General features: G+C 69.6%; 16 protein-coding genes. 7 read left to right on the top strand and 9 right to left on the bottom strand.

Annotated features, from left to right (window positions below):
* Positions 1 to 87: 87 nt before the first annotated feature.
* Positions 88 to 1,590 carry a Do family serine endopeptidase gene (locus FMQ63_RS02575; RefSeq protein ID WP_011551055.1) on the bottom strand — a complete coding sequence of 501 codons (1,503 nt, stop codon included), beginning with the start codon at positions 1,588 to 1,590 and terminating at the stop codon, positions 88 to 90.
* A 655-nt stretch (positions 1,591 to 2,245) separates the two neighbouring features.
* Here FMQ63_RS02575 and FMQ63_RS02570 point away from each other — a divergent pair.
* Together FMQ63_RS02570 and FMQ63_RS02565 are read left to right on the top strand one after the other, a co-directional pair.
* The gene (locus tag FMQ63_RS02570) at positions 2,246 to 2,716 is read left to right on the top strand and encodes a response regulator (protein WP_020478154.1); all 471 of its coding nucleotides are present in this window, start codon (positions 2,246 to 2,248) and stop codon (positions 2,714 to 2,716) included.
* A 160-nt stretch (positions 2,717 to 2,876) separates the two neighbouring features.
* Positions 2,877 to 3,677 carry a glutaminyl-peptide cyclotransferase gene (locus tag FMQ63_RS02565; protein ID WP_011551057.1) on the top strand — a complete coding sequence of 267 codons (801 nt, stop codon included), beginning with the start codon at positions 2,877 to 2,879 and terminating at the stop codon, positions 3,675 to 3,677.
* 2 nt (positions 3,678 to 3,679) lie between these two features.
* Here FMQ63_RS02565 and FMQ63_RS02560 read toward each other — a convergent pair whose 3' ends face one another.
* The 6 genes from FMQ63_RS02560 to FMQ63_RS02535 form a co-directional block, all read right to left on the bottom strand.
* Positions 3,680 to 5,047 (bottom strand): sigma-54 dependent transcriptional regulator, encoded by a 1,368-nt coding sequence (locus FMQ63_RS02560; RefSeq protein ID WP_011551058.1) that lies wholly within the window; start codon positions 5,045 to 5,047, stop codon positions 3,680 to 3,682.
* On the bottom strand, positions 5,029 to 6,507 hold the full coding sequence (locus FMQ63_RS02555) for a HAMP domain-containing sensor histidine kinase (RefSeq protein ID WP_011551059.1): 1,479 nt from the start codon (positions 6,505 to 6,507) through the stop codon (positions 5,029 to 5,031). The genes FMQ63_RS02560 and FMQ63_RS02555 overlap by 19 nt, the downstream gene beginning before the upstream one ends.
* Positions 6,508 to 6,798: 291 nt before the next feature.
* Positions 6,799 to 8,364: a mucoidy inhibitor MuiA family protein gene (locus FMQ63_RS02550; protein ID WP_011551060.1), complete on the bottom strand. Its 1,566-nt coding sequence runs from the start codon at positions 8,362 to 8,364 to the stop codon at positions 6,799 to 6,801.
* A 15-nt stretch (positions 8,365 to 8,379) separates the two neighbouring features.
* Positions 8,380 to 10,491: a mucoidy inhibitor MuiA family protein gene (locus tag FMQ63_RS02545; protein WP_011551061.1), complete on the bottom strand. Its 2,112-nt coding sequence runs from the start codon at positions 10,489 to 10,491 to the stop codon at positions 8,380 to 8,382.
* A gap of 36 nt (positions 10,492 to 10,527) precedes the next feature.
* Positions 10,528 to 11,064, bottom strand: a complete 537-nt coding sequence (locus FMQ63_RS02540) for a metal-dependent hydrolase (protein WP_011551062.1) — start codon at positions 11,062 to 11,064, stop codon at positions 10,528 to 10,530.
* 32 nt (positions 11,065 to 11,096) lie between these two features.
* Entirely contained in the window at positions 11,097 to 11,330 is a 234-nt protein-coding gene (locus FMQ63_RS02535; RefSeq protein WP_011551063.1) for a hypothetical protein, read from the bottom strand.
* 101 nt (positions 11,331 to 11,431) lie between these two features.
* Between FMQ63_RS02535 and FMQ63_RS02530 the strand changes: the two genes are divergently transcribed.
* Complete coding sequence (locus tag FMQ63_RS02530; protein ID WP_011551064.1) at positions 11,432 to 11,980, top strand: MarR family winged helix-turn-helix transcriptional regulator; 549 nt, start codon at positions 11,432 to 11,434, stop codon at positions 11,978 to 11,980.
* Positions 11,981 to 12,042: 62 nt separating this feature from the next.
* Here FMQ63_RS02530 and FMQ63_RS02525 read toward each other — a convergent pair whose 3' ends face one another.
* A complete protein-coding gene (locus FMQ63_RS02525) occupies positions 12,043 to 13,092 on the bottom strand; it encodes a heparin lyase I family protein (protein ID WP_011551065.1) in 1,050 nt (349 codons plus the stop codon).
* A gap of 451 nt (positions 13,093 to 13,543) precedes the next feature.
* Here FMQ63_RS02525 and FMQ63_RS02520 point away from each other — a divergent pair, with 451 nt between their 5' ends.
* Positions 13,544 to 16,288, top strand: a complete 2,745-nt coding sequence (locus tag FMQ63_RS02520) for a CHAT domain-containing protein (protein ID WP_011551066.1) — start codon at positions 13,544 to 13,546, stop codon at positions 16,286 to 16,288.
* A gap of 27 nt (positions 16,289 to 16,315) precedes the next feature.
* Here FMQ63_RS02520 and FMQ63_RS02515 read toward each other — a convergent pair whose 3' ends face one another.
* Positions 16,316 to 17,323 carry a cupin-like domain-containing protein gene (locus FMQ63_RS02515; protein ID WP_011551067.1) on the bottom strand — a complete coding sequence of 336 codons (1,008 nt, stop codon included), beginning with the start codon at positions 17,321 to 17,323 and terminating at the stop codon, positions 16,316 to 16,318.
* A 96-nt stretch (positions 17,324 to 17,419) separates the two neighbouring features.
* Here FMQ63_RS02515 and FMQ63_RS02510 point away from each other — a divergent pair, with 96 nt between their 5' ends.
* The 3 genes from FMQ63_RS02510 (at position 17,420) to FMQ63_RS02500 (ending at position 19,750) form a co-directional block, all read left to right on the top strand.
* A complete protein-coding gene (locus FMQ63_RS02510; RefSeq protein ID WP_141276539.1) occupies positions 17,420 to 17,650 on the top strand; it encodes a hypothetical protein in 231 nt (76 codons plus the stop codon).
* A 136-nt stretch (positions 17,651 to 17,786) separates the two neighbouring features.
* Positions 17,787 to 18,347 (top strand): RNA polymerase sigma factor, encoded by a 561-nt coding sequence (locus FMQ63_RS02505; RefSeq protein WP_020478156.1) that lies wholly within the window; start codon positions 17,787 to 17,789, stop codon positions 18,345 to 18,347.
* Positions 18,344 to 19,750, top strand: a complete 1,407-nt coding sequence (locus tag FMQ63_RS02500; protein WP_011551069.1) for a zf-HC2 domain-containing protein — start codon at positions 18,344 to 18,346, stop codon at positions 19,748 to 19,750. Before FMQ63_RS02505 ends, FMQ63_RS02500 begins: the two co-directional genes overlap by 4 nt.
* Positions 19,751 to 19,860: the final 110 nt, after the last annotated feature.

The following is a 19,860-nucleotide window of genomic DNA, read 5'->3' as shown; positions in this document are numbered from 1 at the left end:
GACTCTACGTCAGGTGTCCTCCGGTTTCAGAACCCCCGGGGTCGTCTACGTACCATCCCGGGGGTCCACAGTTTCCCACCACCGTGTTCAGCGCTCCGGGACTTCCACCGCGCGCAGCAGCGTGGACTCCGACCCCGGCATGCGCACGCGCAGGAGCAGTGCGGCGCCGGGCTTCGCGGCCGTCAGCGCCTGGGCGGCGTCCGACACGCTGGCGATTTTCTGGTCGCCCACCTGGACCAGCACCATGCCTGGCACCAGTCCCCCGCGCTCGGCGGGGCTGCCCGGCTCCACGGCGACTACCTGCGCGCCGCCGTCCCGCGCGTCCGACAGTTGCACGCCCAGCCGCCTCGGCGCGGAAGCGGAAGCGTTGCGCGGAAGTACCTCTTGCTCGCCATTCTGCGCGGGCCGCGTGCCCAGGGTGACGTCCAGCGACTGCGCCTTGCCACCGCGCAGCAGGTTCACCTTCACGCGGCTGTCGGGCTGGAGCAGGGCCACGGCGCGCGTCAGTCCGCCCGCGGACTCCACCGGCTTGCCGTTGACGGAGGTGATGACGTCCTCCTCGCGCAGGCCGGCGCGCTCACCCGGGCTGCCGCGGTTGACGCCCGCCACCACCGCGCCCTTCATCGCTTCCAGGCCCAGCGCCCGCGCCAGGTCCGGCGTGAGGTCCTGTACGGCCAGGCCCAGCCAGCCGCGACGCACCACGCCCGTCTCCTTGAGCTGCGGCAGCAGCGCCTGGATGAGCTTGCTGGGCACCGCGAAGCCGATGCCCGTGGCGCCGCCGACGATGGCGGTGTTCATGCCCACCACCTCGCCCTGCATGTTGAAGAGCGGCCCGCCGGAGTTGCCGGGGTTGATGGCGGCGTCCGTCTGGAGGAATTCGTCATAGGGGCCCGCCTGGATGTCGCGGGCCCGCGCGGAGAGGATGCCCGCGCTCACGCTGGACGCCAGGCCGAAGGGATTGCCAATGGCCATGACGGCGTCGCCCACGCGCAGCGCGTCCGAGTCCCCCAGCGGCACCGCCGGCAGGTTGCCCGGCGCCCCCTTCAGCTTCAGCAGGGCCACGTCGGTGAGCGGGTCGCGGCCCATCACCTCCGCGTCGAAGGCACGTCCGTCATCCAGCTTCACGCGCACCTGGTCGGCGTCCTCCACCACGTGGTTGTTGGTGAGGACGATGCCCGAGGCGTCGATGATGAAGCCGGAGCCCGCGCCCTGTCGCGCCGGGCCGTTGCCTTCACCGCCGAACCCGGGCGGCAGGCCGAAGCGCTCCGCCATGCCGGGTGGCAGGCGCTGCATGGCGGCTGACCTGCGGGGCCGTGCGCGCACCTCCACGTTGACCACCGCGCCCTTCACCGCGTCCACCAGCGGCGCCAGCGAGGTGATGCCGCCCTGGCTTCCGGCCACGGCCGGATTGAAGAGCGCCTTCTGGATGGGCGGCGCCGCCTGCGCCGGAACAGCGGCGGCGACCTGGGCGGTGGGAGCGGGCGATGCCGCGGACGCGGTGCCAATGGCTTGGCCACAAGCGCCAAGCGTGGCGGCGGGAAGAAGGACCAGCGCACTGAGGAAGCGGCGGGAGGGGAGCGAGCAGGCCATCGTTCGTTCTCCAATCGAGAGGGAAAATGCCGGTCCAGGCGAGGGGCCTGCGCGAGAAAGGTCCCACCTTGGAGGGGTGGAAGGTGATGCCCTGCGGCCGACTGTCCCCCGACGTCAGCAGCGGTCATCGCCATGGGGTTTCTTGCGTGAGCCCCGCGCCCGAACCGATGCTGGGAGGCATTGCAGTTGGCGGGCCAACGCTTCTCGCCCTCGGAATGCCTCGGAGCCACGGCCCGTGCGTGCCCCAGGTGCCCCATCATCCCGGGGCAAACTGCCCCGGCTTGGGGCATTTCTCCCCGGGGCAACGTGCCCCGCCCCAGTTTCTGGGGCGCCAGCGGGCCATACAGCGGGTGTGGACCCTGTCAGGAGCGTTCCACACCCAGGCCGGCGCGCTGTCCGGGTGTGCCGCGCCTGTCCCAGAAGCGGAGCGCCTCCTTATATGAGTGACAGGGATTGGGGCTCCTGGCGGCCCAGGCATGGGCGGCGAGCGAGCCCCCGCGGGCTGGCTGGCGGGCGGGCAGGGGGCAACGCTCCAGGGGCCACGGCGTGGCACGGCGGATGCTCATGTGTTGGGCGCCCGGCGCCGCCCCGTCCCGAAGCGAGGGAGGGGCCCAGGTGCGGGGCGTGCCCACCACACCACAAGGAGCAGCCATTGATGGGGCCAGACGAATTCACGGCGGTCAGCGACGAGGTGCGGGAGTGGCCGCTGTCGACGCGTGAGTGGGTGTCGCGCCGCAGCGCTCCGCGCATCCTCCTGGGGGAGGACCAACCCGAGATGCGCAGCCTGCTGCGTCGGGCGCTGTCCCGGCGCGGGTATGACGTCGTGGAGGCCCCGGACGGTCCGGGACTGGTCAAGGCGCTGGTGGACGGATTGCTCGCGCAGCAGACGCAGGTCCCCGACCTCATCGTCACCGACGTGCGCATGCCCGGCTTTTCGGGCATCGAGGTGCTGGCCCGCCTGCGCCGCGAGGGCTGGACGACGCCTGTCATCCTCATCACCGCCTTCGGCGATGCGCAGCTCCACCAGGAAGCGGAGCTGCTCGGCGCGGCGCGCGTGCTCAACAAGCCCTTCGCCATGGAGGATTTGTGCGAGGCGGTGGAGATGCTGGTACCGCCGCCGCGCTGAGCCTTCACGGCGCGCGTGCCCCGACTGTCCGCCCGGTGTCGTGGGCCCGGCGAGAAATCCGATGGACGCGGTGGGGTGGGTGCTTGCACCCTGGCGGGCCTGGGTCCAGGCTCGCGCGGGGCGGTGGGCGTCGCACGAGCCGCTTCACTCGAGGCGTCTCATGCGGATTCCATCCTCGCTGCTGTCCTTGCTCGCGCTGGGCGCGGCGTGCCATTGCAGCCCCACGAACCGGCCGGTGCCGGATGCGGGAGGCAGCGTGCAGGAACCCGTGCGGCGCGTGGCGCACATCATCCGTGAGTATCCCCACGCGACGAATGCCTTCACCCAGGGACTGGTATTCCACCAGGGGCACCTCTTCGAGAGCACCGGGCACCAGGGGACGCTGCGGCAACTGTCGCTGGAGAGCGCGCAGCCGGTGTGGATGGAGCGTCTGGGGAACATCTTCGCGGAGGGCCTGGCCAGCGACGGCGAGCGCCTGTACCAGCTCACCTGGACCGAAGGCCTGCTCTTCACCTGGAGCGGCATGCCGCCGCAGCGCGAGCGGACCACGCGCTACTCGGGGGAGGGCTGGGGCCTCTGCTACTGGAACGGGAAGCTGGTGCGCAGCGATGGCGGCACCATGCTCACCTTCCACGAGCCCGACGGCTTCGCCCTGGTGGGCGCGGTGCAGGTGAAGCTGCGCGGCCAGCCCGTGGAGCTCATCAACGAGCTGGAGTGCGCCAACGGCGTCATCTACGCCAACATCTGGCACAGCTCGGACGTACTGGAAATCGACCCCGCCACGGGCACGGTGGTGGGCGTCATCGACGCGTCGGCGCTGACGCGCGCGGTGGCGGGGCAGGTGACCAATCCCGAGGCGGTGCTCAACGGCATCGCCGTGGAGCCGGGCTCGGGCCGCATCTTCATGACGGGCAAGCTGTGGCCCCGCCTCTTCGAGGTGCGTCTGGACGTGGTGGACTGACGTCAGCCCTTGCGCGTGTCGTCGTCGCGCTCCAGCTTGCGGTACAGCGTCTTGCGGTCCACCCCGAGGATGCGCGCCGCCAGCGTGCGGCTTCCGCCCACCGCCTCCAGAACGCGGTGGATGTAGCGCCGCTCCAACTGCTCCAGCGTCACCAGCTCCGAGGCGTCTTGCGTCTCCGGCACCACGCGCGGCTGGCTGTAGTTGCGGACGCGCTCGGGCAGGTCGTCCACGGTGATTTCCTCGAAGGAGGTGAGCGCCACCGCGCGCTCCAGGCAGTTCTGCAGCTCGCGCACGTTGCCCGGCCAGCCGTAGGCGAGCAGCCGCTGGGCCGCCGCGGGGGACAGGCCCAGCACCCGCTTCCCGGTGCGCGAGGCGAACTGCTCGATGAAGCGCTGGGACAGGGCCAGCACGTCGTTGCCGCGCGCGCGCAGCGGCGGCAGCTCCACGCCGATGACGTTGAGCCGGTAGTAGAGGTCCTCGCGGAAGCGGTCCTCCTCCACGGCCAGCTCCAGGTCGCGGTTGGTGGCGGCGACGATGCGCGCGTCGAAGGGCAGCTCCGTGTCTCCGCCCACCGGGCGCACCGTGCGCTCCTGCAGGGCGCGCAGCAGCTTGGGCTGGAGCGTGAGGGGCAGCTCGCCCACCTCGTCCAGGAAGAGGGTGCCGCCGTTGGCCTGGACGAACAGGCCGGTGCGGGCGGCCTTGGCGTCGGTGAAGGCGCCCTTGGCGTGGCCGAACAGCTCGCTCTCCAACAGGGCCTCCGGCATGGCCGCGCAGTTGATGGCGACGAAGGGCCCGTCCTTGCGGCGCCCGCGCGTGTGGACGGCGCGGGCCGCCACCTCCTTGCCGGTGCCGCTCTCGCCGGTAATCAGCACCGTGGAGTCCAGGTCCGCCACGCGGTCGATGAGCGCGTAGGCCTGCTTCATGGCGGGGCTCTCACCCACCACAGTGCCACTGTCCTCGCGCCGGCCCAGCTCCTGGCGCAGCCTGCGCACCTCTTCACGCAGGGCGCGGTGCTGCACGGCGCGCTCCAGCACCAGCACCAGCGCGTCCACGTCGATGGGCTTGGTGACGAAGTCGTACGCGCCGGCGCGGATGGCGGCCACCGCCGTCTCCAGGCTGCCGAAGGCCGTCACCACCACCACGGGGATGTCCGGGCGGTTGAGGGCGATGCGCTCGCACAGCGCCAGCCCGTCCATGCCGGGCATGCGCAGGTCGGTGAGCACCACGTCGAAGTCCTCGGCGGCCAGCCGCACCAGGGCCTCGTCCGCAGACGGGAGCGCCACGGGCGTGAAGCCCCGGCGCGTGAGCCCCTTCTCCAACATCGCGCGCATCTCGCGCTCGTCCTCGACGACTAGGACGCGGCCTGGCATGTGTCTTCACCCCTTGGCAGGTAGATGGAGAAGCAGCTACCGCGTCCGGGCTCGCTGCGCACGGCAATCCAGCCGTCATGCTCCAACATGAGCCCATAGGAAACAGACAGGCCCAGTCCGGTGCCCTCTCCCACGTCCTTGGTGGTGAAGAAGGGCTCGAAGAGATGGGCCAGCACGTCCTCGGGAATTCCCTGGCCCTCGTCCTCCACGTCCAGGCGCACGAAGTCCGCCTCGGGTCCGCCCACGTCCGGGGGCGGGGTGCTCCGGGTGTGGGCCGCGCGCACGCGCACCGTGCCCGGCTGCTTCATGGCCTGCACACCGTTCATCACCAGGTTGGTGAGCACCTGCTGCACCTGGCCCGCGTCCACCTCCACCGTGAGTCCCGCGGGGATGTCCGTCTCCAGCGTGACGCTGTTTCGCGCCGCCATGGAGCGCAGCAGCGACAGGGTGCGTTCGACCAGGCCCTGCACGTCTTCCGGCGCGCGGTGCGGCTTCCTCCGCCGCGCGAAGTCGAGGAGCTGACGGATGATGGCCGTCATGTGCTGGGCCTGCTGCGAGATGATTTGCGCGCACTCGCCCACTTCCTCGCCCTCCGCCTCGCCGGAGGAGATCATCTTCGCCCGGCCCATGACGACGTTGAGCGGGGTGCCCAGCTCATGCGCCACGCCGGAGGCCAGCTTGCCCACGGTGGTGAGCCGGTCCGCGTGACGCAGGTGGTCCACGGCGGACAGGCGCGCGGCCGTCTCCGTGGCGAGGCGCGAGCGCGTCTCCTCCAGTTGCTCGCCCATGCGGTTCATGGCGCCGGCCAGCGTGGTGAGCTCGTCGCCGCGGCGCTGCGGGAGCGGCACACGGGCGGTGAGGTCGCCCTCGCCGATGCGGTGGGCCAGGGACACGAGCTGGTCCACCGGCTCGCCCACCAGCCGGCGGCCCATGGCCATGGCGGCCACGATGAAGCCGATGGCCATGGCGGCGGTGGCGGCGAAGGTGCCCATGACCACGGTGTTGACGTACTTCTGCTGTTCGCCCAGCGACTCGGTGATTTCGATGGCGCCCAGCCGGTTGCCGATGAGCACCGGCGTGTACGAATGAAGCAGGCCGGGGTCCACGGCGGGGTCCACCATGGAGCCGTCCTTGCCTTGGAGCAGGGTCGAGAGCAGTCGCGGCGGGAAGCCGGTGAGGGCCGGGGTGCCGGGGCCGCCATCGAGCCACACCCAGCGCAGGTGGACCTGCTCCTGGAAGCGGTTGGCCTGGTGGAGCAGGGTGAGCGCCTCGCGCTCCCCGGCGAGCTGCCACGCCTTGCCGATGGAGCCAGCGAGCGTGTGGCCGAGCAACCGGTGGTCATGCTGCATGTCCAGGGCGGAGCGCTCGAGCTCACGGCGGACCTGGACGTACTGCAAGCCCGCCATGACGGCGATGGCGAGCAGGACGAGGGCGAGGGTGAACTTGCGGGCGAGTCTCACGGGCGGTTCGAAAGAGGCTGCTCCGGTCCGTGCGCCTCGAGGGGGAGGGAGCGCACGGACCGGAGGTGGGTTCTCACAACGTACCGCGAGTGCTGCAACAAGGAAGGCGGCGTTTGCCGCACGAGCCCTCGCCGGCTGTCGGGACGGGCGGGGCGTGCTTCCTTGGGCTCACGCAAAGCATCCGCTGTGCCAACGGACGCGGGCGGTGCCTCACTCGGGGACGCGTGTGCCGTGTCCCACCCTGGGCGGGGCAGATTGCCCCGGAGAGGGGCAGGATGCCCCGGCGTGACGTCAGAGCCCCTTCGTTTCGTAGCTGGAGGGGACGTCGACGTGGAAGGCGAAGTCCAGGGTGCGCTTCTCACCCGGGGCCAGCGTCACCTTCCAGGTTGCGATGCCGTCGCTGGACTGGAGCGTGTAGCCGGCCGTCGTCTCTGGCTCCATCGCCACCTTCACGTCCTGCAGTTCGGACACGGGAAAGTGCTCGGAGATCTCCACTTCTTCCGGGTGCCCGCGGAGGTTGTTCAGCGTGAACTGGTAGGCGTAGCGGAACCGCTGCGTGTCCTTGAACAGGCCCTTGGGGCGCTGGAGTTCCTCCACCACGCGGCGCTCCACGCGCAGGCCTTCTTCCACGCCGAAGGTCAGCTCGAAGGGGGCACCTTGCGCCACGTGCTCCAGTGACTGGCGGCCGATGAAGCCCGCGCCACGATAGAGGTCCACATCACCTGGCAGCAGCGGGAACGCGGCGGCGTTGTTCAAGCGGGCCACGCGGAAGACGACGGGGTGTAGCTTGGGGATGGTGCGCCAGTTGAACGCGGCTTTGAATCGGGTTCGTGCCACCTGTATCCGCACGGCATTGCCATCGCCGGGGATGCTCACGCGCGCCTGTGCCGCGAACTGCACGGACAGCCCCTGGGGGATGGCTTCGAGTCCCTTCGTGACCGTCGCCGTGGGGGTGCCGCCAGCGTTGGCGTGCTGTGGCTGCTCGTCGCGGCGCACCAGCACCTGACGCTCCTTCGGCCGTTCTTCCGCCAGGACATACAGCGGCTGGATTTCTGGAAGGGTGGCGTCCCGCTGCGGCTGCGCGGTGGACAGCACCAGCTTCGCGTCCGACCAGTCCTCTCCGGTGGATTGGCGCACCGTGGCCAGCGTCGTCAATTCCACCGTCCGGGTACTGTCGTTCGCACGAGCCTCGTAGGAGGGCGTCCAACTGGCGTTCCCCATCAGGTACGTCAGCGCCACGCGGGCCCGGGTGCCTTGGGGACAGGAGAGTCGCACCTCGACGTGGCGCTCTCGTTGTTCGGAGGCGGTTCGGAGTTTCTCCAGTTCGGTGTCTACCTCGGTGAGTTGTTTCTCCAGCACGCGCTGTCGGGCCATGGCGTCCTGGTCCTCGGTCATCGCGCGCCGCCTCACGGCCATGGCCGAGTCGAAGGCGGCCGCCCATGCGCGCGTGTCGGGCTTCGCGTACGTCATCTCATGGGTGACGCGGTACACGGCGACGTCCGTGTATCCGCTCGCGAGTGTCTGGAGAGCGTTCGCTCGCGCCGCCGCATCGCCCAGGGCAGCCCGCTCACGCAGCAGCGTGTCTCGGCGTGCCTCCAGCCGGGTGCGCTCTTCGCGAAGGGCGTCCTCGCGTGAGTGTTCATCGGTGATGAGCCCTTCCACCGTGGCACTGTCGGAGTGGGCCCGGAGGCTGTCGGCCACGGCGGAGAGGGGAACGGCCTCGAATCGGGCACGTGTGGGGCCTGTGCAGGTCACGGTCTCTTCGCGCGTGACCTGTGCACGGTCCGGATACACCACGACAGTAGACACCTTGGCGGACGCGACGAGCGCCCACAGCGTCAGAGGCAGGGCAGGCATGGTTCGGTCCTCGGGCTAGTTCTGGTACTTCTGATACAGACGCCAGCCCTTGGGGCGGCTCAGGGTGTATTGGAAGGAGACGGTGGACTTGCTGGACGGTGGCACCACCACGTCCCACTGAAGCTTCCCCGTTCCCTTGTCGAACTGGGGAGCGGGCACGGCACGGACCAGCGCCACCTCCACCTTGCCGTCTTGATTGAGCGGAAGCTGGTCCACCACGCTCACGGCCAGGGGGAAGGGGTAGGGATTGGGAACCTCCATGGTGACTTCGTACGTGCCCACCTCATCCTTGGAGATGAAGCCTTTCTCCGACTCGACGAGCCGTACGTCCCGGGCGCTGCGTACCGCGCGGTCGATGCCCAGTGGCAGGGTGAAGGACTCCCCGGGAACGATGGTTGTCAGCATCGCGGTGCCGGCCGGGTCGGCGCCCACGAAGAGCGATGCATCCCCCCCTGGAAACACGTTCCGGGATGGGCCCTGAAGCGTTGCGACGAGGTACGTGTTCGGCGAGAGCGCAGGGAAAATCTTGCGCTCCACTTGCACGGGCCAGGACTCGGAGACCAGCGGGAGGCTGCGTTCCCCCTTGTTACTGAGGAGGGTTTCCGGGTGCTGTGAGGTGAAGGTGAGGTTGTAGCCTCCCGCGACGGCGACTGGCGAATCCGGGGCAAATGTGGGGGGGCGCCAGCCAGGCGGTGGGGTCAGTGACATCGACCGCTGAATGGAGCCTGGGATCCGCTTGATGAACTCCTGATCGATGTTGACGCCCATGGTCGAGGACCCGACGTCGATGGTGGGCGGGTGGCCAACGATTTCGACGGACTCGTTCAGAGAGTCGGGAAGCAGCTCCGCATTGACTCGGAGTGTGCGGTTCGAACGGATCTGGATGGGGCGGCGGGCATGGGGCTTGTAGCCCTCACGCTCGTACCGCACGGTGTAGGCTTCGGAGGGGAGCCTGGGGAGGAGGTACTCACCCTTGGCGTCCGTCACCGTCACGTGCTCCGCCTCCCTTGATGAGGGGATCGCGGTGACGACCACATCGGAGAGCGTCTGCCGGGACTGGGTGTCGATGACGGTACCCCGGATGGCCCCCATCCCTCCTTGTTCGCGTTGCGCGGTGACCTGCGGCTTCGAGGCTGCGGGCTGTGTCAGGCCCCGCTCTCCGGCAAGTCGCAGCAACTGCGCGCGCAGCATTTCCTCGGCTGAGGTCGTGGGCTGGGACGGGGTGTTCGAAGCGTCCGGCACGGGTTGAATGGACTCTTCATGAGGACGCGGCGTGGGAATGAATCGCTCCCGGATGCCCAGCTTCCAGGTGCTCAGTTTGGGCAACTCCGTGGCGTTGGCAGGCAGGGCGGTGCTGAGCGTGAGCCGTGCGCTCTCCCAATCCTCGCCTGTCTCCTGGCTCACGCGGCCGTAGAAGGCCATCTGCATCCGCTGCGTTTCGGGTTGGAACTGCAGCTCATAGTGGGGATACCAGCGGGCCCCGGTGGTGAGGTACGTCAACGTCACCTTCGTGGCGCCTTTGCCCGTGAGCGTGGCAGTCACTTCGACACCGGGCTCACCGAACGTCTTGCCCAACGTCGTGGCGCGCTCCTTGTGCTGCTGCTGTTCCTTCTGGAGCGTCGCGGATTGCGCCTCCAGTTCTCGCAGCCGGGCCTCCATCCGGGCCACGTTGTCCACGAGGAAGGACACCGCGGCGTCCCAGGTGGTGGGCGGAGTCTGGGCGCGCGCGGCCTCGCTGTCGGACTGCGCCGAGGGACGAACCCGCCGGAGCGCTTCAATTTGCGCATGGTGGACGTTTCGTTCAGCCGTGATGCGAGCGAGCGCCGCGTCAATTTCCTCCATGCGCGCGATGAGCTTCCGGGCTTCGTCGTGGGAGAAGGCCTCCTCCTTCACGGTGCGCACGTCGACGTGGGACACTTCCGCGCCCTCGGCTTCGACGCGGATGGAATCCGTATCCACGTTCTTGGGCAGCCGGGGAAACGTCACCCGCCGCGAGCCGGAAACCGTGAGGCTGCCGGAGCGCGCCACCTGCGCCTGGTTGCTGTAGACCGTGACTGACGTGACGGGGGCTTCGAGCGACGCCCCCAGCACGCCCACTGCCATCAACCCGAGTCCGAGGATGAGCATGCGTCCATGCTGGCGACGGACGCATGGACAATCACGTCATGGTTCCCGCACGAAATCCTCACGGAGGAACCGGCGACGGAGAGTGCGCGTGACTTCCGCGTCCCACCGGGCGGAGAACACCTCCACGAAGGTCCGGCGGAAGCGCAGCGCGCACGCCAGACACAGCAGCGTGGTGGCCAGCCCGATGACCGCGTTCTGCCAGGAGGCGAGGTTCCACTGCCCCTCCCAGAACCACTCCCGCATGCTCGTGGGCCAGTAGTAGTAGATGGGCCAGCCCGGCCCGCTGCCCGCGAGGTCGCAGAGCAGGTGCAGGTGAAAGGTGCACAGGGACAGGGCCGCCACCCGCAGCCGCTGCCGCGCCAGCGCCGCGCAGGCCACCGCCGTGACGATGGCACCCACGTAGCCATGGAAGATGACGTGGTGATAGCGGACGTAATACGCCTCGCCCGCGAGCAGCGTGAGTCCGTCCAGGTCCGGCGCCAGTCCCGCGCAGGTGACGAGGATGCGGTCCCTGCGCTCCTTGAGGCCCTGTGCCGCGAGCCAGGCCAGTTCGGCATGGACAATGGGATTCATGCCCGCAGCCTATGCCGCTGCCCGGCCTCACTTCACCCGACCACGGGCGCGCGCCGGGGGGTGCCCAGCAGCTCCAGCGTGCGCATCGCCACGTCCACCAGGGAGGAGGCACACGGGTGGCAGCCTCCACCGCAGCAGCCCGGCCAGTCACCCTCCGGGTCGCGAAGGAGGGGATATACGCAGCCCCGCAGCGAGTCCGGCAAGCCGACCTCCTCGCACGCGCGGCGCAGGGCCGTCTGCACGGCCGCGTCCTTCACATCCATCACGGCCTGTTCATAACGCCCGGGCCAGCAGGCGCCAGCCCCCGGTGCGGAGCGCGCCCTTTCTCATTGCCTAAAATCATTAGGGGCCTTACGAGGCCTGTGCCGTGCCTACTCGACCTCCCACTTCCCCGACGCCCGCGGCGATGCCGCGCTACGAGCGGCTCCGGCGCCTGGCGCTGCGCTTCCCCGAGCTCGACGCCAGCGCCATCGAGACGTGCATCACCTTGCTGCGGGCTTCGCACGACTTGTCGGGGGCCTACGAGGCGCACCTGGGCCGTCACGGGCTGTCGATGGGGCGTTTCATGGTGCTGGTCCGACTGTTCACCACCGAGGACGACGACGTGGAGCGCGTTCGTGGGCTCACGCCCGCGGACCTCGCGGAGAGCTCTGGCGTCAGCCGGGCCACGATGACGGGGTTGCTGGACACGTTGGAGAAGGATGCCCTCATCTCCCGCGAGGACCATCCGGAGGACCGCCGCATGTACACGGTGCGCCTCACGCCCAAGGCCCGGCAACTCATCGAGAGCGTGTTGCCGGACCACTACCGGCGGATTGCCGCGCTGATGGCGCCCTTGAGTGAAGAGGAGCGCACCACGCTGCGGACGTTGCTGGCCAAGGTCACCTCAGGGCTCCCCCTGCTCAAGGAGCCCTGACTCACGACCTTCCCACGCGGGGCCTGCCGTATCACCGACACACCCCGCGATGAGGAGGCCGCTCAGCGCTTCGCGTGGGCGCGAGCCTGTGCTGGCTTGCGGCGGCGGGCGAACAGCGCGGCGAAGGAGAGCAGGCCCACCGCGGCGGTGATGGGCACACCCGCCGTTCCGCCGCCGGAGGCATTGCAGCCCCGCGCCCCGTCGGCGCCCAGCGGACTCTCCCCGGAGAGGATGTCCTCGGGAGGGGTGACGCCCCAGCGGGTCCGCGGCTGCGTGTCGGGCGTCCGGACGATGGGCTCGTCGGGGGGCTCCTCGGACGGCGCGTCCTCACCCGGCTGCTCCGGCGCGGGAGTGGTGGGCTCGGGCTCCGGCGCGGGGGGCTCGGGGGTGGGCTCCGGTGTCGGCGGCGGCATGACCTCCTCCAGCGTCGAGGCCATGGTGAAACCGTCGTGGTACACGCTGGCCTCGGGACGGATGGTGTCGTCGCGGTACAGGCCCAGCTTCAGGTAGTTCATCTCCTTGCCGAACTGCGTCGCGACGTAGGTCTTCGGCACGACGACCTCGTTGTTGTGCCAGAGCTGGACGAAGCCCGTCTTCGCGTTGGGCGACCACTTCACCTGCAACACGAAGTCGCTCCAGTCACCGCGCTTGAGCGGGGCCGTCCACAGCACCTTGCCCTTCACGCCGCCCACGCGCATGTGCATCGCTTCGCCGCGCACGTAGAACTCCAGCGGCGGTGAGCCGCAGCATCCCTCCTGGTGCCACTGCGCGAAGACCTGCCAGCTGTCATTGAGCGGGTAGTTGGTGGGGAAGAGGGTGCTCCACTTGTAGTACCAGGTGGAGTCCGGCTTCTCCTGGCTGATGTAGAGCAGTTCATTGCGGTTGCCGCTGGCGTTGATGGGGTCATCGCCCTGGCGCACCGTGGCCTTCAGCGCATAGCGGCCTTCGCGGACCACATCCGTCACCACCTGGAGACGGCTGTTGGAGACGCTCTGACTGCGCGTCCATTGCGAGGTATTGCCCGTCTCGAAGTCGCCTTTCCACACCACGTCCGCGGAGGCGAACGAGGGAATCAGAGACACCAGGGCGGCGAGTCGAAGCAGCTGCGTCAAGCGAGGTCCTTTCGTTCCAGGTTGGCGCAGTGGGACACTCAGGCGGACGTGCTACTTCCCGCTCGTGCCCTCTCGTAGAACCCTCGGGCGGAGGTGGGTCCGCCGTCTCATGTGGAGGGCTGCCTGACGGGCGGGCCCCTGGCGTCATGCCGGCTTTTTCCTCCAAGGAGACAGTGATTCCGAAGGGATGCGCGGAGGACCTGCACTCAAGGTTTTCGGCGCAAGCCGTCTCCAGGTCAGGCCGCCTGGTTCACGGCCTGACCACCTGGCGAATCGTGGGCGGGCAGTCGGGGAGGTGGGTTGGAAAAAGCGGGAGAAATGCCGCGGGTGGCGATGAGCCAGGCGTCTGTTTCAGGTTGCCCAGCCTCCCCGGAAGTCGGTGGGGAACGGTGGATGGTGTACAACGCGGTAGATGGGCGGCTGCTTGGGGGATGGCGCCCGAGGGGGCAGTATGTTGAAGCCGGCGTACGACAAAGTCCTGGTCCTGGCGCTGGCCACGCCCGTCTTGGTGTTGACCGTCCTTCTTGCCCGCACGCCCTCCAAGGGAAGCGGGGCACCTGTATCCGCGCAGTTCTGGGCGGAGCGCCGCTCCGCGTCACGCATCGAGGCTCGGCTCACGCACCCCGAAGCGGACCGCTACCGGCCACGTATGTCGGCGGGCGGCTGCCCCGTCGCTCCCGAACCCATCCCACTGCGAGACCTCGCCCGGCTGGAGGAAGCGGGCGACCTGTCCGGTATCGCCTCCGCGTATGCCCTTCAGGGCGAGTGGAACCAGGCGGCCTCGTTCCTGGAGCGCATGCCCGCCTCTCCGGACCGCGACAGTGATTTGGCCGCGGTGTACCTCGCCCGCGGCTCACATGAGCAGGCCTTGCGGTTGCTGGACGGCGTGCTGAAGGCGCAGCCGAAGCATGCGCAGGCCATGTGGAACCGCGCGCTGGTGCTCCAGGCGATGGGGCTCACGATGAAGGCGGCGGACACCTTCGAACAGGTGGCGCTGATGGGGGAGCCGGGCTGGAGCCGCGAGGCGAAGGCCAACGCTCGCGAGCAACGCGACGCCACGATGGAGCGCGCCCGCCGGTGGAAGGAAGCGCGCGAGGCCACGCTGGCGCTGGTGGATGACCCTCAGGCGCCTCTTCCGCTGGAGGCGGCCCGCAAGGACCCGGGCATCGTCCGGCAGGCCTTCTATGAAGTGGTCCGCGCGGCGCCGTCGAAGGAGCGCGTCCTGGCCCTGCTGCCCCTGGCGCAGGAGTTGGACCGCGGCCACGGAGGCTCCGCGCTGACGGACTACGTCAAGCGGGTGAGCGGCCGGAACTTCACGCGCCGCGGCGTGCTGTCGCGCGAGTACGCGTCGCTGGTGCGCGGCAAGCTGAACCAGCCGGACAAGCTGCTGGAGCGGGTGCTGGCGTCGGGAGAGGACGACCTCTTCCTGGGCACGGCCCAGCACACGCGGGCCACGCGCCGCATGTTTTCGCAGGTGGTGGAGCGGGCGAAGCGCCAGAACGACCCCTGGTTCAACCTCTACATCGAGCGTGAGGAGGCCATCCGCGAGACGGCCGAGGGCCAGTGGTGGAAGGCCGAGCAGCGCATCTTCAACGCGCTCCAGCGCTGCCGCGAGGGCGGTCTGTCCACGCGCTGCGTGGACCTGGAGCTGCGCCTGAGCATCCTCTACGCCGACCTCCAGCGCCTCACCGAGGGCGAGCAGCATGCCCGCACCGCCTGGGCCTGGGCGCGCCAGCTCCGGGAATGGGACATGGAGTTCACCGCCCTGGAGGCGCTGGCCGCCATCACCCGCTCACGCGGGGACTTCGCCAGCTCGCGTGCCTATGTGGAGGAGTGGTCCGCCCGCGGGCACGTCAACTGCGTCTGGCCCCGGGAGAACCTGGCCCACACGTACTACCTGGACAACCGCATGGACGACGCGCGCCGCGAGGTGGACGCGAACGCCGCCTGCAAGAACGAGCCGCTGAGCCTGCTGTTCGCCGTCAACCTCGCGGAGCTGTCGCGCACCCGGCCGAAGCCAGGGGACGAGGCGTTGCTGCGGCAGGCCCTCACGTGGGCCAACCACAGCAACCCCATGCCCAGCGACGCGGTGTATGCCCGTTACGTGGAGGGCCGCTTCCTGCTGGATTCCGACAGAGCCCGGGGGCTGGCGCTGCTGCGGCAGACCATCACCGAGGCGGAGGCATTGCCTCGGGGAGATTCACTGGCGCGCGAGGCCTGGGCGCTGAGCTATTCGTCGCTCGTCACGGACGCGGGCAAGGCGGGCGAGTACACCCAGGCGTTGGAGTTGATGGCCGCGCAGCTTGGCACGCCCGTGCCCCAGCGCTGCGCCCTTGCGGCGGCGGTGCATGGCGAGCGCACGGTGCTGGTGGCGCGCGGGACGCAAGGCCAGGTGCTGGGCCACTACGAGACGGACCGGCAGGGGCCATTCATCCGCGCGGACACCTCGCGGCTGGTGCCGGATCGGCTGCGTGAGGTGTTGCGTGGCTGCGAGCGCGTGGACGTGCTTGCCTGGCCGCCCGTCTTCGGCCACACGGACCTGTTGCCGCCGGAGGTGCCCTGGAGCTTCCGGCTCGGCCGCACGGCCCAGCCGCGCACCACGCCCACGGCCCGGCGGCTCGTCGTCTCCAGCGTGGATGCGCCCGCGCTGCTCCAACTGCCGCGGCTGCCGCAGTGGTTGCCCTCGCAGGAGCCGGAGGCGGTGCCGCTGCAGGTGCTGTCCGGCTCGGACGCCACGCCCGCGCGCGTGCTGGCGGACATGCGGGACGCCACCGAAATCGAAATCCACGCCCACGGCATCATGGACCCGGCGCTCTCGGATGCGTCGCTGGTGGTGCTGTCCCCGGAGACGAGCGGCCGCTACGCGCTCACCGCGGACGTGGTGCGGCAGCAGACGCTCACGGGGGCGCCCATGGTGTTCCTGGCGGCGTGCAGCGCCGGACGCGCGGCGAGCACCACCACCAGCCACGAGCCCTTCAGCCTGCCCGCGGCGTTCATCGATGCGGGCGCACGGGCGGTGCTGGCCTCCACGGTGGACATCCCGGATGCCGCCGGCCGCTTCTTCGATGGGGTCCGGCGCCGCATTCGCGAAGGGGCCGCGCCGGCGGTGGCGCTGCGGGACGAGCGTCAGCGCTGGTTGGAGCGGGACAGCCGTGCCGGGTGGACCCGGCACGTCATCCTCGTGGAGTCATATTGAGCGCAGGCGGCCGCGCGGTGCGGCCGTCTACTGCGGAGTCCTCAGGTGCGTGTTGCCTCCCGGGAGCTGGAAATGATGGAACGTGACAGTGGCGCTCACGTCCAGTGCGCGCACCCAGTGCCACCACCCCACGGGCAGGAAGAGCAGCTCGCCCGGCTCCACCACGCCCTCCAGGACGGTGGCCTCGCCGTAGAGCGGGAAGCGCGCCGCGTCCGGGCTCGCCGCGTCCACGGAGCTGAAGGTGCCATGGCGCGGGTAGACGAGGTGGCGCTGGAAGGACGGCACCAGCCGCACATGCTTGCGGCCCATCACCTGGCCCAGCAGCACGTTCATGTTGTCGTGGTGGAGCGGGGTGACGGTGCCCGGCGGTCCCAGCAGCAGCGTCGTCATGTCCGGACGCAGCTCCGGGTCGATGATGCCGGCGGGCGCGCGGATGTCCTCGCGCAGCCGGGCCAGTCCGTCGCGCTTCCAGTTCTCGTTGCGCGGCACCATGTAGAAGTCATTCGACTCGCCGCCCGTCTCCACCCGCTGGACGTAGTCGCGCAGCTTCACCACCTGGCGGTGTTTGTCGGGCTGCGAGGCATGGTCCGGGTTGGCGTCGCGCCCGGACATGATTTCCACCTCCACGTCTCCGAAGCGCTCCCGGAAGTCCGCGAGCGACCAGCGGCGCATCGCCGGCCAGTCCTCCATGAAGCCTTGCAGCACCACCGGCCGGTGACCGAAGTAGTAGCGGGTGAAGAACTCCTCCGGGCTCACCCCTCGGCGCTTCTCCAGCGTCACCGCGCCGGACTGGCGGTGCAGCTCCGCGTAGAGGTCCGCCAGCGCCTCCAGCCACTCGTAGCGCCGGCCAATCCGCCGCGCCGCCACCACGTAGGGGTGCGCCTGTGCCGTGGCAATCTCCCGCTGCGCCAGCGAAGCCTCCACGCCCGCATCCACGAGCACCCGCTGCGCGTCCTCCGCGCTCACGCCCAGGGCGAGGTTTTCCGCCAGCCAGGTGTGCCACTCCAATGCCAGGCGCGAGTCTTCCCTGCTCATTCAGAACTCCGTGAATTCCATGTCGCGAGTTGCCCCGTCAGATGCGCGGGGTTGGCGCGTGTCATGATAAGGACTGTACGTGTTGCCGTATCATCCATGTCTAGCTTTCAGACCATCCCCAATCGCGAGGTGCGAGCGCTCATGACGCCCGTCGAATCCCTTATGGCCGGTAGCTTGGATTCCGAGTCCGGTGAAGCCCATGTCAAGAACACCTACGTCAACTGCGACACGGCCAGCGTCGCCCCGCGCAAGCGGCTCCCGCTGCCGTCGCCGGCGGTTCCTCCCCTGGTCGGGCCGGAGCATCCGAACGCCAGCCAGGTCCGCTGATCTCCAGGCCCGGGCAGGGTTTTTCACCCTCCCGGGCATTTTTCTGTCCGGGTCCTTCTTTTTTTTCTTCTCAAGGATTGGACCGCTGCGCGTCTTTGACTGGGTAACGCGCAGGCGCGCATGTGAGTGGGGCTGCATGTCCAACCTCTTCAACCGGGACCGGAGGCGCTTCGAAGCGTTCATCCGTCAGCATCGGCCCAGCCTTCTGGGGCTGGCCCGCCGGTTGTGTGCCCGCTCCAGCCTGGAGCCGGACGACCTCGTCCAGGAGACCTTCGAGCGGGCGATGCCGGAGTTCGAGCATCTGAAGGACCGGACGGACTCCGCGGCGGCTGCGTGGCTGTGTACGACGATGACGAACCGCTTCCTGGACTACTGCCGCCGCCAGCGGACGGAGTCCCGGGGGATGCCACACCTGGCGCTGGTCCAGGATTTGGCGGTGTCGCCGGAGGAGACCCAGGAGAACTGGGCGCTGGTGAGCACCGACGCCTTCCAGAAGGCCATCGAGCGGTTGAAGCCGCACCTGCGTGACGCCTACCGCCTGCACGCGGAGGGCAAGCGCTACAACGCCATCGCCGAGCATTTCAATGTTCCCGTGGGCACCGTGGGCAGTTGGCTCACCCTGGCCCGTAGGGATTTGAAGGAACTGCTGCTGCCCCAGGTGGCGGTAGCCCGGGAGCAGGGGGCCACGAGCTCATGACGACGCCATGCACCAATCTGAACCTCTTCGTGGACGGAGAGCTGTCCGCTCCCGACGCGGAGGTCTTCCGCCAGCACCTGGGGCGCTGCCCTGAATGCGAGGCGGGGCTGAGGGAGCTGCTTCAGTTGGAGCTGCTGGCCTCCCGCGCCCTGGGGGGGAGTGCCAGCGTCGCCGAGCCGCCGCCCGCGAAGGTGACGCCGCTGCGGCCGTGGATGCAGCGGATGTCTCGCACGGTGGTGCCGGTGGCGTTGGCGGCGGGTTTGGCGGCGGTGGGTGTGTTCCGTCTCCAGACGCAGCCAGAGGCCCCCACCGACGTGTGGCTGGCGGGCGCGGACGTGCGGACCTTGGAGGCGCGGCTCAGCCACCCGATGGCGGACCGCTTCCGGCCCTACGAGCCGATGCGCGGCACGTCCGGCGCCGCGAACCCGCTGCCGCTGCGGCCCCTGGCGGAGCTGGAGGAGCAGCAGGACTTCCGAGGCATCGCCGCCGCCTATGCGCTGCGCGGGGACTGGCAGCAGGCGGAGTCCTTCCTGGCACGGGCACCGGCCTCGGCGGACCGGGACAATGACCGCGCGGTGGTGGCCCTCAGCGGTCAGCGGTGGGAGGAAGCGCTGAACCTGCTCGGCGGAGCGCTGCGCCAGGAGCCGCGGCATGCGCAGGCGCTGTGGAACCGGGGGCTGGCGCTGCGGGGACTGGGCCTGCTGAAGCAGGCGGAGACATCGTTCCGCGACGTCGCCTCGCTGCCGGGCCAGGCGGCGGGCTGGACGGTGGCCGCGGAGAAGCGCGCGGACGAGATGCGTGCGCTGCGTGACGCAGAGGCCGCGAGGTGGAAGCGCCAGGTGCGGGAGACGTGGACGCAGCTCACCGAGAAGACGGCGGATGCGGCGTACCTGGTGCGGCAGCATCCCGCGGTGACGCGTGCGGCCCTCTATGAAGCGGTGCGTACGGCCACTTCGGTGGACGCGGTGGCCGCACTGTTGCCGCTCGCCTCGGCGTTGGATCGGCTGGGTGAAGGCACGGTGCTCCAGGACTACGTCCGGGATGCGGCATCCCGCGACTTCAAGGTGCGTGCTCCGCTGGCGGAGGACTATGCGCAGCTGGTGAAGGAGGGGGCGCTGGTTCCCGGACTGCTGGAGCGACTGCGCGTCTCCCAGGAGACGGACCTGTACGTCGGCGCGCTGCTCCACACGGGCGAGGCCGCCCGGGATGCGGAGTCGCTCAAGGCCCTGCAGCGCTACGCCCATGGCTCCAGGGACCCGTGGCTCAACCTGCTGGCCGAGCGTGAGCGGGCCCGGAGCGAGGAGGCGTCCGGCCGCGCCGCCAACGCCGAGCACCTGCTGCTGGCCACGCTCCGCACGTGTGGTGCGTACAACACGCTCTTCCCGTGCGCTGAAATCAACTGAGCGCTCGCTTCGAATGACGTCACGCGGAGGCCGGCCTGTGACAGGGCCGGCCTCTTGCTTTTGTGGGCTTCGTGCAGGCGCGTGTCCGGGACCGGGCGAACGCGGGACTC

Source organism: Myxococcus sp. CA005, assembly GCF_006518205.1.
Classification (GTDB): Bacteria; Myxococcota; Myxococcia; order Myxococcales; family Myxococcaceae; genus Myxococcus; species Myxococcus xanthus.
Note: the sequence above shows the minus strand (reverse complement) of the source record. Positions and strands in the feature narration are given on the sequence as shown.

Excerpts from the sequence above, each read along its gene's own strand:
- FMQ63_RS02575 (WP_011551055.1), bottom strand. The coding sequence starts at position 1,590 with ATGGCCTGCTCGCTCCCCTCCCGCCGCTTCCTCAGTGCGCTGGTCCTT.
- FMQ63_RS02570 (WP_020478154.1), top strand. The coding sequence starts at position 2,246 with ATGGGGCCAGACGAATTCACGGCGGTCAGCGACGAGGTGCGGGAGTGG.
- FMQ63_RS02565 (WP_011551057.1), top strand. The coding sequence starts at position 2,877 with ATGCGGATTCCATCCTCGCTGCTGTCCTTGCTCGCGCTGGGCGCGGCG.
- FMQ63_RS02560 (WP_011551058.1), bottom strand. The coding sequence starts at position 5,047 with ATGCCAGGCCGCGTCCTAGTCGTCGAGGACGAGCGCGAGATGCGCGCG.
- FMQ63_RS02550 (WP_011551060.1), bottom strand. The coding sequence starts at position 8,364 with ATGCCTGCCCTGCCTCTGACGCTGTGGGCGCTCGTCGCGTCCGCCAAG.
- FMQ63_RS02545 (WP_011551061.1), bottom strand. The coding sequence starts at position 10,491 with ATGCTCATCCTCGGACTCGGGTTGATGGCAGTGGGCGTGCTGGGGGCG.
- FMQ63_RS02540 (WP_011551062.1), bottom strand. The coding sequence starts at position 11,064 with ATGAATCCCATTGTCCATGCCGAACTGGCCTGGCTCGCGGCACAGGGC.
- FMQ63_RS02520 (WP_011551066.1), top strand. The coding sequence starts at position 13,544 with ATGTTGAAGCCGGCGTACGACAAAGTCCTGGTCCTGGCGCTGGCCACG.
- FMQ63_RS02515 (WP_011551067.1), bottom strand. The coding sequence starts at position 17,323 with ATGAGCAGGGAAGACTCGCGCCTGGCATTGGAGTGGCACACCTGGCTG.
- FMQ63_RS02510 (WP_141276539.1), top strand. The coding sequence starts at position 17,420 with ATGTCTAGCTTTCAGACCATCCCCAATCGCGAGGTGCGAGCGCTCATG.
- FMQ63_RS02505 (WP_020478156.1), top strand. The coding sequence starts at position 17,787 with ATGTCCAACCTCTTCAACCGGGACCGGAGGCGCTTCGAAGCGTTCATC.
- FMQ63_RS02500 (WP_011551069.1), top strand. The coding sequence starts at position 18,344 with ATGACGACGCCATGCACCAATCTGAACCTCTTCGTGGACGGAGAGCTG.